The following is a 12,954-nucleotide window of genomic DNA, read 5'->3' on the forward strand; positions in this document are numbered from 1 at the left end:
GTCATACTCTAAAAGTTTTTTTACGCTTCAGTGAACAATTTCATGAACCTCTTCGTCACATGTTTGATTGCATGAGTCGCGTACGGACTGATGTGGTCATAAGGAAACTTAGGGGGAAACATTCATGGACACGATGAATTCAAGCATACCTTGGAATCTGATCATGCCTTTAATCGTCCTGCAGCTGATTTTGGCTGTGGTGGGATTACTTTCTCTATATAAAGCGGAAGCCACACGCGGACCGAAATGGTTGTGGGTCATCATCATTCTGTGCGGCAACATTCCGGGGTCGGTCGTTTATTTTGTCTTCGGAAGGAAGGATGCCTCATGACCCGGACGCTGCTGCAGGTAAGGGAGTTATCCAAGCGCTTTAAGGAGCGCGAAGTCGTCAAAGGGATATCGTTCAATATCACCGAAGGCAGCTGCGCGGCTCTACTCGGTCCGAACGGTGCAGGCAAAACGACGACGATCAGTATGCTGGCTGGATTGCTTCAGCCGTCGGGGGGATCGATCGAGCTATTGGTGAACGGAAGCCCGACTACGGATCGGCGGCCCTACATCGGATTTTTGCCGCAAATGCCCGTGTTCTATCCATGGATGACCGGGGTTGAGTTTCTGCTCTATGCCGGAGAGCTTGCTGGGTTGACAAGCCGTGAAGTCAAGAGCGAGACCGGCGAGTGGCTGGAGGCAGTGGGCCTTCGGGAGGCGGGCAAGCGCAGGATCGGCAGTTATTCAGGCGGCATGAAACAGCGTTTGGGGCTTGCTCAGGCACTCATTCACCGACCGAAGCTGCTCATTCTTGATGAGCCGGTGTCAGCGCTTGACCCTACGGGGCGTAAGGATGTGCTGACTCTGCTCCAACGCATCCGCCGGGAGACGACGGTCCTGTTTTCCACGCACGTGTTGCATGATGCAGAAGAGATTTGCGATGAAATTATTATGATTCGCAATGGCGATATCGCCCTCCAAGGAAGCCTTGATCATGTTCGCCGAACTTACAGCGAGCCGGTCATCAGGCTGGAGGTGGGGGGAGACGAGGCATCGCGGTCCTGGCTGACCGCTGCCTGCGGCAAAGATTTTGTCATCCATTCGGAGGTGTCCGGAGGACGTGCGAAGATGAAGGTGGCGAATGTCGAGCAAGCTTCCCGTGCGCTCATGGCCGATGCAGTATCCCACCGCATCATGATCCGTTCGTTGGAAGCGGGCCATAGCACGCTCGAAGACTTGTTCTTAAAGGTGGTGCAAGCATGAGGCAGTTCTTATTGTTCTTTCGCAAAGAAATGATGGAGATGAGGCGCAGCTTTAAATGGCTGTGGGTGCCGCTCGTGTTTTTGATGCTGGGGATCATACAGCCCGTGGTAACGCGTTTTATGCCGCAAATTTTGGAATCCTCGGGCAATTTGCCAAAAGGCATGACGATCACGATCGAGCCACCTTCGGGATCGGAAGTGATGGCGCAGACGCTTGGTCAATACAACTCAGTCGGGCTCATGATCTTGGTGCTGTCCATTATGACCCTGATTTCCGGTGAACGTCAAAGCGGCGTTTCGCAGATGATTTTTGCAAAGCCGGTGTCTTACGTATCCTATGCGGCGGCCAAGTGGGCAAGCATGCTGTCTCTCGTCACCGCATCCTTCGTACTCGGCTATGCGGGGGCCTGGTATTATACGATGCAGATGATCGGAAACGTCGAGACCGGGGCAGCCGTCAAAGCAGGACTACTCTATTTGCTGTGGCTTTGGTTTACCGGATCGCTCACGCTGCTCATGAGTTCTCTCCTGAATCCTGCGGCAGGCATCGCCTTCGTTAGCATTGGAGCGGCCATACTGCTGTCCATGGCTTCGGGATGGCTGCCACGGTTTACGGCCTACAGCCCCGGTTCCTTGCCGCAAATTTCGGTGCGGTGGCTGCAGGCAAGCGATGCGCCTGCGGGTGCCTTTGGCGCGGCGATCCTTTGTTTGATGTGCATGATCTTCTTTTTCATGATCGCAGCTTATCAAGTGAAGATAAGGAAATCCAACGTATAACAGACATGAGATGCGAAAATATGAATTATTGCTGAGATCATCAATCATGACTACGTGGGAAGTGAGCAACAATGGATTGATGCCAGAGTAGAGACGTCGCTCAACTGGATATACTACCAGACAAAGGCTAGCGTATTCATAAGGAGGAAGATGGCATGGAACGGCGTTCGGACTACAAGCAAGGACAGGCCGAGACGGAAGCGAATGGGCTGACGCAGGAACAATTGGAAGCCGAGCAGGCGAATCTGGCGCTCGACGAAGTTGCGTACGGTCCTTCAGAGGAAGAGGCGTTTCAGGAAAAGGCGGGATACTCGCCGCCATTCTTTCGGAATTGATGCGTGTTGATTGTTCTTGAAAAGCGGAAAGGGTTGGATGTCTCCAATTGAATCCAAAGGGAAGTAGGTACCCATACACGGGACACTTTACAAAAAAGTGTTTATGTGAAGGGTACCTTTTTGTATGCTGATAGTAGCATCTAGCCGGGATGTTACTGGAGGAATTTGATTGAATGGTCATGGAATGAAGCTAGAAGAGTATAGGAACCGGGCATCCGAAGTGGAAGATTGGGCACCGGGGTGGGAAGCAATTGATATAGTATTCGAACGACTCTATCCAGGTCAGACGCCGGTTCATTATGGGACCGAGTTACATCAACGCGCTGTCTTTGGCGGAGAAAATTATCTGGATGGCTATAGTATTTACGACTCGCCAAATGGATACAAGCATTTAGTGACGTATGGCATGACTGAACTGTACGTTGAAGAGGAAGCTGTCGGTGGAGAGTGGAGTCGATGGGGATATGAAATGACCATGAAACTAAAAGAGGACTCCATCGAGGAGTGCCTATGGGCAATTAATATGCTTTCTAATCTTGCGTACTACACCTACACACAAGAGCGGGACTTAGAGCCGCTTCAATTTGTGGCTGGCAGAGGAACGTCCATTCGAACTGACATTGAGTCAGCGATAACGGCGTTATTACTGGTTAATGACACGGAAGTGGAAGGCATAGATACCGTCCATGGGAAGGTGGATTTTGTTCAATTAGTCGGCATTACCCAACGAGAGTTAGAAGTGTTAAGAGAGGACCGCAATCAGATTGGAAGGTTGATCGAAAATATGAAGAAGGACAATCCATTTTTGATTACAGATATGAAGCGAACGAAGTCCTATTTGTAAATAACATACAAAGCTGACACCTTGGCAACCGTTCTTTAATGAGCGGTTGTTATTGTTGAATGAAAAGCAGGATAGTTCGAAAATCGTCTGGGTAAATTATCCTTCGAATGCGCGATGCGGCGAATAACGGGGGTTAAATCATGGATCGGAAAGAAAAGTCCAGAAGGTTATCTATCACTTGCAGCATACTCTTGATTTTACTAGCCTTTTTCTTAGTAGAACGCCAGCACATATCGGCTACTGTTCGAGACGCGACTATTATTGAGGAGAATAGATTACCGAAAAGCCATCCACCTCGCTTTAGCCCTGAAGAAGTTCGCATTGGCGATACGATTGCTGGAATGAAGGTCCTGTCCATACAAAGCGGTACGTCACCGATGCCATACTTCCTTATGGAGTTGGAGGGCGAGCTGAAATTGAAGGGATATTATTATCAAGGTTACGAAGGGGAAATGTACTTTTACCCGGATAAGACATCCAGAGAACGGCTCCCTCAAGTTGCTGACAATGCAGCAAATCTAACCGTTAGATATCGGTTCCCGAAAGAAGCGCTGAAGGTGGAGCTTGGTGATGCGTTGTTAGGCAGGGCAGAGGTCGTCATAGCAAACTATACGGTTCGTTATGTACCGGACGCAGATGACCAAAATGCGCAATTTGAGAATGGCCAGTCCTATATCATTCTTGGGGACCAAAAGCTGTCCTTCGAACATGAACGGCGGATAAAAAATCTGACATCGCCAAAAACAATTCATATCTGGGAGAGATTCCACACCTTATTACTGCCAGAACAAGGGAATGTAGTAGAGAAAATTGGTTTAGCCGAGTATCGCTGGAAGGGTTTGGATGTGAGCCTTGGCATTAGAGATCTTTGGACCACATACCGTGGGAAACCAGATTTCGAAATGTTGATCGGCAACCATGCCGGAATCGTGAGGCTGGAAACCGTATCTATAAATGAACGAACGCTCTATTATCTCGAGATAGAGCGGGATCACTATGACAGGCAAGAGAGCCGCTACAACGGTGAAATGGAATACGAATATTGTCTTGTAGCGACCTTTGAAGACGCCGCTGCGGCGTTGCTTCAACAAGATCGGCAGCTCGCTTTAACGCTGTTCATAAGTTCGGGGACGGAGAAACTTCCAGGTGCGAAAGAAATGCTGCTTGAGCTAGCTCGATCTTGGACGCTACCTCCTGAGGATTTGTTGATGCGGTAAACCCGGGCACAACAAAGCGACGAGATCCGGAAGAACTTCCGAACTCGTCGCTCTTTCTCTTTCAATAATAACCCCATCAACGCACTTGCTCCAGCTTCTGCAACAAGACATCGCCGACGTCGGTATTCGTCATATTGATCCGTTTCAGACGGAGGGTGCTCGGCTGGGCGCCGGGGACATTCTGGCCGGGCTTGACGAGCAGCGTCATCGTAAATCCTGCCTTGCGGGCGATCGATTCGCTCGCTTGGCTGTAATCGCCGAATGGGTAGCAGAGCACGAAGACGGGACGATGCGTATAATGCTCGATCATTTCTTTCGACCGGATAAAATCGTCCAGCACTTTGCGCTCGAATTGCGCCTTCGTCTCGGGCCGTTTCCCGACATAAGCTGGCGCCGTTACGAGACCGCGTTCGTCCTTTGAACCGCGAACCCGGCCTTTGCGGTGCAAGTCGTAGGTGTGGCTTTGGATATCGACGAGTCCGCTAGCCGACATCTCGGCAATCTGGGCCCAAGTCAGTTTCGGCGCGGCGTCATCGCCTTGTTGGACGCCTTCGTCCTTGCGCATCATCGAGGCAATGACGAAAATCGTCGCCTTGACGTTATATTTCTGCAGCAGCGGGTAGGCCAGCGCATAGTTGCTTTCGTAGCCGTCATCGAATGTGAGATAGACGGGCTTCAGCGGGAAGAGCCGCTTCCCCTCCAGATACGCTTGCGCTTCCGCGGCAGACAACGTCATATACCCGTTCTCCGACAGCGCGGCGAGCTGCTTCTCCAGCATGTTCGGATGGACGATGGTAGAAGCGTTCTGATTCGTCTGAAAATGATGGTACATCAGAATCGGCAGCGCGTCCTTCTCCGTCCTATAGCGCTCACCGTTATTGGCGATACTCAGCCGGTGCGTGAGCGGATTCCAGTTCACCGAATAATTACCGAAGCCGATCAGCTTATCGACGGGAAAATAGAGCGTGTTTTTGCGCTGGATGAGTTCCGCCTGCTTGAAATTTAACGCCTTCGATTCCGCCGGCAATGCCTCGTTGGCGTGAAGCGTTACGCCTCCCGGCAACGTCTCCAGCTCTAGCCCGAAGCGGGAAACCGCATCGTCAAGCGAGAGGTAGAGGCTTCCGGATCGCTCGAAAGGCCGGTGGTGCAGCTCAGCTTCCCACCCGTTAAAGTAGGTCTGAATCGCGATCGCTTCATGGCCGTATGGGAACAACACGAGCAGCAGAATAGCGAGAATTAGACTGATTTTGGACTTTATAGTTAGCGTTGGTTTCGGATGTATTTGTGTATGGAGCGGGAGATTGTTCTGGTCTCGCAAGCGCACGGGTATCATTTGTATAACCAATCCTTTATGTAAATGAGTTCCAATGTTAGACGACGCATGACAGCATAAAGTTGCAAGATTTGGCATGAAAAATTTGAAAACGAAAACAAAAAAATGCCTCCAAAAGAGGAGGCATAGCGATTGGTTAACCTTTAATGGTCAGGATAGGTTCTACTTCCGCAATGACACGAGCCATGCCGTGGGTCTCGTGCGTTTCAATGATGGGATTGATGTCTTTATACGCGTATGGAGCATCTTTCTTCAGTTCGTCTTCCCACTTCTTCAGAATGTCTTGCCGGGATTTGATATCGTGTCGACAGGGATCGATCGGCGTTACGATGTTGAACCGGGATACGAATTTCTTGAACTTCGCTTCATCGACCTTGAGCGTATCGCCGCGAGAGAGCTTCCTGCCCGCACCGTGGCTTGCGCTATATAGGCTTTCCCTGTTCCCGAGGCCTGCCAGGATAAAGCTCTTCGCTCCCATCGAACCCGGAATAAAGACAGGCTCTCCCGTGTATTGGAAAGGCGTATGCTGCATCTGTTCGGCGGATTTGGCCGTGCAGGACCCTTTGCGATGGATGAAACCGTCAACGCCATCGATGGACTCCTGCCATACGAAATTGTGGGGGGCGTCGTACAGAAGTTTATATTCAAAATCCGCGGCTACTCCATTCAGGGCCTTTTGCAGCATTAACCCTAAGAACAGCCGATTAGCGAACGCGAAGTTAGCCGCATTATGGAGGAGGGACCAATAACGATTCCATTCCGCTTGAAATTGTTCGGCTTGCGGCAGTACATAGATGCCGTTTTCCGGATGTTTGAGCGACGCAGGGTAGATTTCTTTCAGCATTTCCCGAATGTTCAGGCCCGCGTGATGCCCGATCGAGACAGAGCCCGTATGGATCATCACGACGATCTGACCTTGCTTCAGCCCCCATTGGCCCGCGATCTGATGGTCCCGTACCCTCACGACCTTCTGAATTTCCACGAAATGATTGCCTCCGCCGATCGAGCCGATTTGGCTGTCGTACGAAATCTGTTCGTTGCCGAGGTAACGATCGAGTCCAATGACCTCATCGGTTAAAAAGGAGCCCATTCGATTGACCTTCGCAATGTCCTCAGCTTGCTGCTTCGAATCGTAGAAACTCCACAATCCCTTGCCGCCAAGCGAAGACTGGCTATCCAGAATGCCGATCAGCCCTTCTTTAAGAATGGCCTCCCGCTGGAGTCTCGTCATCGGAATGTCGCGTCCGCCCTCGAAGAAAATGTGGCGGACATCGGATTCCAGCTTCTTCAGGTTACGGCGAATATCGTCTTCGTTCAGGGAAGTCGTGTAAAGACGCATGCCGCAGTTGATGTCGTTCCCGACTGCTTGAGGGATGACGAATCCTTGCGTAAACATAGTCGTGCCGATCGGAATCCCGCTGCCTTTGTGAAAGTCGGGCGTGATCGCCACTTCTTGAATGGCGGCATGCTTGTTCGCAAAATAATCGGGCACATGCGATTGCAGTTGCTGTAAGGATTCGTTCACGGTAAGCAATCGATTTAATTCCTCGATCGCATTTTTCTCGAACTTGATTGCTTCGTTGGCGAAAAAGCGAACGGGTACAGGGTTGTTATTGTTCAGATACGTCCATCCTTTATCGATTTGATAAGCGTTAGAGACTTAACAGCAGTAGGGCTATATATAGAGATGCATGACATGACACATCACTCCTTTTATGTTCAATACTTCCACTATAGCATCGCGGAGCTGTTTTGTCCTGAAGTGGATTGGTACGCGTGTAGGACCGTGAGGATTTCGAATGTATATGGGATCGGCTCCGAACTTGCATCGGACTCGCTATTATGATCGCTGCCGTCGCAGATACAAAAGGAAGGTGCACAGGTACGATTAGACGTTTTTGCATTACAGCGTTGTTGCATAGATGCTTTAATGCATCTAAGTGGCGAGAGAGAGAGAGTGAGTAAAGACTTAAATCGATAAGAGCTTAGAGCAAACTACAAATACTTTTAATCAATATACTTGTTAACACACGTGTTCTCATCCCAGTCGCATGACTGCGGCGCACTTTCGACGCATGCTGCCACGTCGGCCCGCGTTACGTACCTTCTTTTCGGCCGACTGCCGCTCTCCAGTTTTGATTCGCGCATATCGTTTCGTTATCTCCGCTTAGTTAGCTATTTTCTTATCTAGTTGAAGCGGGCAACTTAGTGATCTTTATACGTACCAAAATCCAATTTCGTCCGTCCGGGGAGGGCGAACCCCACGCGCTCCGCGCAAAACCTCTATTACAAGGGGGAAAACATGAACAAACAAGTAACGGAAAAAGACAAGCGTCATTCAATACCCAGGGAGAAGGAGATTAACACTCTCGTATGATCGATTGAACTATCATTTGTTGTTGACATGATAATAAATAACAGAATACAATAACATACGATAATGAATAATGGGAGGGCGCTAAGATGGGGAGCGAAGTCGGAGTTTGTATTATCGGAGCGGGTAGAGCCGGACGCATTCATGCCGTGAATTACAGGAAGAGCGTTCCGTATGCGCAGCTAGTGGCGATCGTGGATCCGAATCGTGCAGCCGCAGAGGAAGCGGCCAGAGAGCTGGGGATTGAACGGGTATACACGGACTATCGAGAGGCATTAGCGGATGATCGCATCCATGCGGTCGTCGTCGTGACGCCGACGGTCTATCATCGGGAGATCGTCGTGGCGGCGGCAAGGGCGGGGAAACACGTCCTGTGCGAGAAGCCGATGGCCATGGACGAACGGGAATGCGACGATATGATCGCAGCTTGCGCGCAGGCGGAAGTGAAGCTGCAGCTGGCTTTCATGCGGCGATTCGACGAGAGCTTCCGGGAAGCGAAACGCGTCATTGAAGATGGGGCAATCGGGGATGTCGTACTGGTCAAGTCGCTTACGAGAGGGCCGAGTACGCCGCAGCCGTGGATGTATGATCTGAAGAAGAGCAACGGGCCGCTTGCCGAAGTGAGCAGCCATGACATCGATGCGCTCCGCTGGTTCGCTGGCTCGGAGATAACGGAATTGTACGCCGCTGGCGGTAATTATCGCTGCCCGGATATCCGGGAGACGTATCCCGACTTCTACGACAACGTCACCATGACGGTCAAATTCCAGGACGGGAAGACGGGCAGCATTGACGGGGCGATGGGGGTCCAGTACGGATATGACAGCCGGGTCGAAATTCTGGGGACGGAAGGGGTCATTTTCCTAGGGCAGACGCATGAGCGGACGATCGTTACGGCCAATAGGAGCAAGACGCTGACAAGGCCGTTCATGAACAGCTGGCGATCCTTGTTCAAGGAGGCGTACCTCGCCGAGGATACGGATTTTATCGCGTGCATTCTGGAGGATCGGCCGCCTAGCGTAAGCGGACATGACGGGAAGATGGCGGTGAAAGTAGTTGAGGCCGGCAACCGATCTTTGACAAGTGGCGAGGTCGTCAAACTGAAAGCGTAAGTAACCGCAACAAGCTTAGCGAACGGATCGTCAATCCGTTTGCTAAGCTTGTTCGTGTTCGCCGAACTCCCGACATATCGCGTCTTGAATGCTCGCGAATCGCAGGCGTGTGTCGGCTTTACAACCTCACGTTAAACCCCGGCCAGACGAACATCGAGCCCAGAGTCCGTCAGCTCTTCGAGCAGGCGCTGGCTGATGTGGCTGTCCGTTATGATCGTATCGATATCTTGCGGGCCGGCGAACGGAACGAACGAGTTATGGCCGATTTTGCTGCTGTCGCACAGGATGTACACTTGCGTCGCAATGCGGAGCATCATCTTCTTTATCTCCGCTTGATTGATGTCCGGCGTCGTGCAGCCCTTCTGCGCGCTGAATGCGTTCGTGCCGAGGAATACCTTATCCACGTTCAGCTCAGCCAGCAAATTCGTGGCGAACGGACCTACCGTGCAATGGAACTTCTTGCGCAGCGTCCCGCCGATCACGATCACTTGGACCCCGTCGAATTGCTCCAGACATAAGGCGACCTCCAAGTCGTTCACAATGGCGGTCACATTGTTCCGGTCCTTCAGCAGCTTCGCAAGCTCGAGCGTCGTCGTGCCGGTATCCAGAATAATAATATCGCCGTTTTCCACGAGTTCGGCGGCGGCTGCCGCAATCGCGCGTTTCTGGGCCAGATGCGACACGTTCTTCGCGGCGGCGTCAGGCTCGAATCCGGCCTTCGCGGCATCGCCCGGGATGGCCCCGCCATGCGTCCGCTTAATCAAGCCCGACGCTTCCAGATCCCGCAGATCGCCGCGAATGGTGGCCGGCGACACCTTGTAATGCTCGATGAGTTCGGGCACGAGCACCTTCTTCTTCTCGTTAATCCATCGCACGATATCAGCCCGCCGTTCTTCCGCGAACAAGATCTCCGTATTTCTATCGGTCATAAGAAGCTTCCTTTCCTTCTCGCAATCGACTAGCAGTTGTAATCGAATTATATCATTTGTTGTTATTTGAGAACAACATGGCAACTAAATCGAAAAATAGTTCATTGGAAACGACCTTGCCATGGCATAGTATCGTGACAGGATAGAAAACAACATTGCAATCCATGGGGAAGAAGCGAGGTGAAGAACCGATGATGGAGGCTGTGAAAATGTACGGGGCCGGCGACGTGCGAGTAGAGCGCACGCCGATCCCGGACCTATCCGCCGATGAGGTTCTCGTGCAGGTGAAGGCAGTCGGAATATGCGGAACCGACTTGAGGATGATCAACAATGGCTATCCCGGCATCGGACCGAACACGCCGCGTTCGCTCGGCCATGAAATCAGCGGCGTCATCGCGGCGGTTGGCGAGCGCGTCGAAGGCTACCGGTCAGGAGACCGCGTCGCGATCGCGCCTAATATGGGCTGCGGCATATGCGGTCAGTGCGTGAAGGGCGACGTGCATCTATGCCCGAACTATGAGGCGCTCGGCGTGCAGCTGGACGGCGGATTCGCCGAATACGTGAAGATCCCGGAGAAGGCGGTCCGTTCGGGTAACATCGTGCGCCTGCCCGACCATGTGGGCTTCGAGGAAGCGGCGCTGATCGAGCCGTTATCGTGCGTGTACAACGGTATACTGCAATGTCCCATTGCTCTGGGCGACAATGTGCTCATCATCGGGGCCGGCACGATCGGGATCATGTATGCGCAGCTAGCCAAGCGGGCGGGAGCGGGCAAGGTCTTCGTTACGAACCGATCCGCGGAACGCCTTCGGTTGTGCAGGGATATCGACCCGGAGCTGCGGACGCTCCCGCTTGAGGGATTGACGGAGGCGATTTATGCGGAGACGGACGGAAGCGGCGTTGACGTGTGCGTCACGGCCAATCCGTCACCGGAAGCGCAGCAGCTGGCCGTTCAACTGACGGCGATGAACGGACGGATCAATTTTTTCGGCGGACTTCCTAAGGCTAGCGAGCAAGTGGCCATCAATACGAATCTGATCCATTATAAGCAGCTGATCGCGACGGGCTCGACGAAAGCGAACAATCATCATTTTCGCAAAACGCTGCAGTTCATCGCCAGCGGCATGCTAAAGGTCGAACCGCTCATCACAGGACGCTTCCGGCTGGACCAAATCGATCAAGCGCTGGCTGCGGCAAGCGGCGGTCAAGGGATCAAGACGCTGCTGACAACCGGGTAAGAAGGGCGGGAATAGGCATTGCTATACTTCATTAGCGCGGATATCGGCACGCAGGGCACGAAGGCGGCCGTTATAGACGAGCAAGGGACAATAATCGCAACGTCGTTCCAGCCATCGACGCTTATTCGCCGGGCCGGAGGCGTAGTGAAGCAAAGTCCGGACGAGATGTTCCAATCCGTGCTGGAAGGCATCCGCTGCGCAATGGACCAGTCAACCGTGCCGAGGTCGCAAGTCGCGGCCATCGGATTAGCGGGCCAGATGGCGGGCGTAATCGGGATCGACCGGGACTGGAATCCGGTCACGTCTTACGATTCGTGGCTCGATGCCCGCTGCGAGAGCGAGATGCCTGGCATGAAGGCTTGGGGCGAGGAAGCCATTATTCGGATCACGGGCTGCCCCGTCACTTATGCGCACGGTCCGAAGAAGCTATGGTGGAAACGCGAGCGACCGGAGATGTTCGAGCGGATCGGCAAATTCGTCGTGCCGAGCGCTTACGTCGCCGGAAAGCTGGCGGGCTTGAAAGCAAAGGAGGCTTTCATTGACCATACGCATCTGCATTTCTCGGGCTTCGCGGACGTGGAACGGTTAGCTTGGTCCGAAGAATTGATGCGTGCATTCGGCATGGATAAAAGCAAGCTGCCGCGAATCGTTCCTCCCTGGGAAGTGATCGGTCGGTTGAAGCGCCCCTATGCGGATTTAAGCGGGCTGCCGGAAGGGGTGCCGATCGTAGCCGGTTGCGGCGACACGGCAGCGGCTGCCTTCGGCGCGGGAATGGTGCGGCCCGGCCGTCTGCTCGATATCGCCGGTACGGCTTCCGTGCTCTCTTGCGCGGTGAACGGCTACACGCCGGATACGGAGTCGAAAACATTGATCTACGCCCGTTCGGTGCTGCCGGACTTGTGGGCTCCGCTCGCTTATGTGAACGGAGGAGGGGAATGCCTCGCCTGGTACCGCAGGCTTGTCGGTTCCGCCGACATTACGTTCGACCAGCTGAATGCGCTTGCCGAAGAGGTGCCGGCCGGCTGCGACGACCTATTGTTCATTCCGCATTTTAACGGTCGTACTTGCCCGAACACCCCGGAGCTACGCGGCAGTTGGGCGGGGCTTAATTGGGCGCATGGCCAAGGAGCGATGTACCGGGCCATCATGGAAGCGATCGCCTATGAATACAAGCACTATGTGCAAATTCTGGGTCGGCTGGCGGGACGCGTCGATCTTACGCAAGCGACGGTCGTTGGCGGAGGCGCCAAAGGGGAACTGTTCAACCGCATTAAGGCCGATGTGCTAGGCATTGAACTCCGGACGTTGACGCACGGAGACAGCGCGCTGACCGCGAATGCCGCAATTGCCGGGTATGGCATCGGCTTGTTCGATGATCTGGCAGGCGCAGCCGAATCGTTCGTAAGCTATGACCGTACATTCCTGCCCGATACAACCTGCGGAGCGGAATACGAGAGACATGCTGCTCGTTACCGGATAGCCGTGGAAGGAATGGCTCAATTATATGGCCGTATGAATCAATCGTGAACGAAGAAAGGGATGATC

Annotated in this window: 12 protein-coding genes; 9 read left to right on the forward strand and 3 right to left on the reverse strand. The window is 53.0% G+C overall.

Annotated elements, in window-relative coordinates; translation table 11 throughout:
• Positions 1-124 precede the first annotated feature (124 nt).
• The 6 genes from FHS18_RS15135 (at position 125) to FHS18_RS15160 (ending at position 4,423) form a co-directional block, all read left to right on the forward strand.
• A complete protein-coding gene (locus FHS18_RS15135; RefSeq protein WP_409348550.1) occupies positions 125-331 on the forward strand; it encodes a PLD nuclease N-terminal domain-containing protein in 207 nt (68 codons plus the stop codon).
• Positions 328-1,251 carry an ABC transporter ATP-binding protein gene (locus FHS18_RS15140; protein WP_183600918.1) on the forward strand — a complete coding sequence of 308 codons (924 nt, stop codon included), beginning with the start codon at positions 328-330 and terminating at the stop codon, positions 1,249-1,251. The genes FHS18_RS15135 and FHS18_RS15140 overlap by 4 nt, the downstream gene beginning before the upstream one ends.
• 11 nt (positions 1,252-1,262) lie before the next feature.
• Positions 1,263-2,027: a hypothetical protein gene (locus FHS18_RS15145; protein WP_221401333.1), complete on the forward strand. Its 765-nt coding sequence runs from the start codon at positions 1,263-1,265 to the stop codon at positions 2,025-2,027.
• A 155-nt stretch (positions 2,028-2,182) separates the two neighbouring features.
• Positions 2,183-2,362: a hypothetical protein gene (locus FHS18_RS15150; protein ID WP_183600920.1), complete on the forward strand. Its 180-nt coding sequence runs from the start codon at positions 2,183-2,185 to the stop codon at positions 2,360-2,362.
• Positions 2,363-2,531: 169 nt separating this feature from the next.
• Complete coding sequence (locus FHS18_RS15155; RefSeq protein WP_246427667.1) at positions 2,532-3,206, forward strand: suppressor of fused domain protein; 675 nt, start codon at positions 2,532-2,534, stop codon at positions 3,204-3,206.
• A gap of 140 nt (positions 3,207-3,346) precedes the next feature.
• A complete protein-coding gene (locus tag FHS18_RS15160; protein ID WP_183600921.1) occupies positions 3,347-4,423 on the forward strand; it encodes a hypothetical protein in 1,077 nt (358 codons plus the stop codon).
• Between the two features lie 76 nt (positions 4,424-4,499).
• Here the strand turns inward: FHS18_RS15160 and FHS18_RS15165 are convergent, their stop codons facing one another.
• Entirely contained in the window at positions 4,500-5,756 is a 1,257-nt protein-coding gene (locus tag FHS18_RS15165; RefSeq protein ID WP_183600922.1) for a polysaccharide deacetylase family protein, read from the reverse strand.
• Between the two features lie 136 nt (positions 5,757-5,892).
• The gene (locus FHS18_RS15170; RefSeq protein ID WP_343060553.1) at positions 5,893-7,281 is read right to left on the reverse strand and encodes an RtcB family protein; all 1,389 of its coding nucleotides are present in this window, start codon (positions 7,279-7,281) and stop codon (positions 5,893-5,895) included.
• A gap of 938 nt (positions 7,282-8,219) precedes the next feature.
• On the opposite strand from FHS18_RS15170, the gene FHS18_RS15175 reads away from it, so the two are divergent.
• Positions 8,220-9,242 carry a Gfo/Idh/MocA family oxidoreductase gene (locus FHS18_RS15175; RefSeq protein WP_183600923.1) on the forward strand — a complete coding sequence of 341 codons (1,023 nt, stop codon included), beginning with the start codon at positions 8,220-8,222 and terminating at the stop codon, positions 9,240-9,242.
• 131 nt (positions 9,243-9,373) lie between these two features.
• Here FHS18_RS15175 and FHS18_RS15180 read toward each other — a convergent pair whose 3' ends face one another.
• A complete protein-coding gene (locus tag FHS18_RS15180; RefSeq protein WP_183600924.1) occupies positions 9,374-10,171 on the reverse strand; it encodes a DeoR/GlpR family DNA-binding transcription regulator in 798 nt (265 codons plus the stop codon).
• Positions 10,172-10,362: 191 nt separating this feature from the next.
• Between FHS18_RS15180 and FHS18_RS15185 the strand changes: the two genes are divergently transcribed.
• Both FHS18_RS15185 and FHS18_RS15190 read left to right on the forward strand, forming a co-directional pair.
• Positions 10,363-11,409, forward strand: a complete 1,047-nt coding sequence (locus FHS18_RS15185; protein WP_221401334.1) for an alcohol dehydrogenase catalytic domain-containing protein — start codon at positions 10,363-10,365, stop codon at positions 11,407-11,409.
• Positions 11,410-11,427: 18 nt separating this feature from the next.
• Positions 11,428-12,936 carry a xylulokinase gene (locus FHS18_RS15190; protein ID WP_183600925.1) on the forward strand — a complete coding sequence of 503 codons (1,509 nt, stop codon included), beginning with the start codon at positions 11,428-11,430 and terminating at the stop codon, positions 12,934-12,936.
• Positions 12,937-12,954 lie beyond the last annotated feature (18 nt).

The organism is Paenibacillus phyllosphaerae (assembly GCF_014192105.1).
GTDB classification, from domain to species: domain Bacteria; phylum Bacillota; class Bacilli; order Paenibacillales; family Paenibacillaceae; genus Paenibacillus_Z; species Paenibacillus_Z phyllosphaerae.

What these genes read in the sequence shown, in the direction of transcription:
- FHS18_RS15135 (WP_409348550.1), top strand. Translation starts at nt 125, where the DNA reads ATGGACACGATGAATTCAAGCATACCTTGGAATCTGATCATGCCTTTA.
- FHS18_RS15140 (WP_183600918.1), top strand. Translation starts at nt 328, where the DNA reads ATGACCCGGACGCTGCTGCAGGTAAGGGAGTTATCCAAGCGCTTTAAG.
- FHS18_RS15150 (WP_183600920.1), top strand. Translation starts at nt 2,183, where the DNA reads ATGGAACGGCGTTCGGACTACAAGCAAGGACAGGCCGAGACGGAAGCG.
- FHS18_RS15160 (WP_183600921.1), top strand. Translation starts at nt 3,347, where the DNA reads ATGGATCGGAAAGAAAAGTCCAGAAGGTTATCTATCACTTGCAGCATA.
- FHS18_RS15165 (WP_183600922.1), bottom strand. Translation starts at nt 5,756, where the DNA reads ATGATACCCGTGCGCTTGCGAGACCAGAACAATCTCCCGCTCCATACA.
- FHS18_RS15175 (WP_183600923.1), top strand. Translation starts at nt 8,220, where the DNA reads ATGGGGAGCGAAGTCGGAGTTTGTATTATCGGAGCGGGTAGAGCCGGA.
- FHS18_RS15180 (WP_183600924.1), bottom strand. Translation starts at nt 10,171, where the DNA reads ATGACCGATAGAAATACGGAGATCTTGTTCGCGGAAGAACGGCGGGCT.
- FHS18_RS15185 (WP_221401334.1), top strand. Translation starts at nt 10,363, where the DNA reads ATGATGGAGGCTGTGAAAATGTACGGGGCCGGCGACGTGCGAGTAGAG.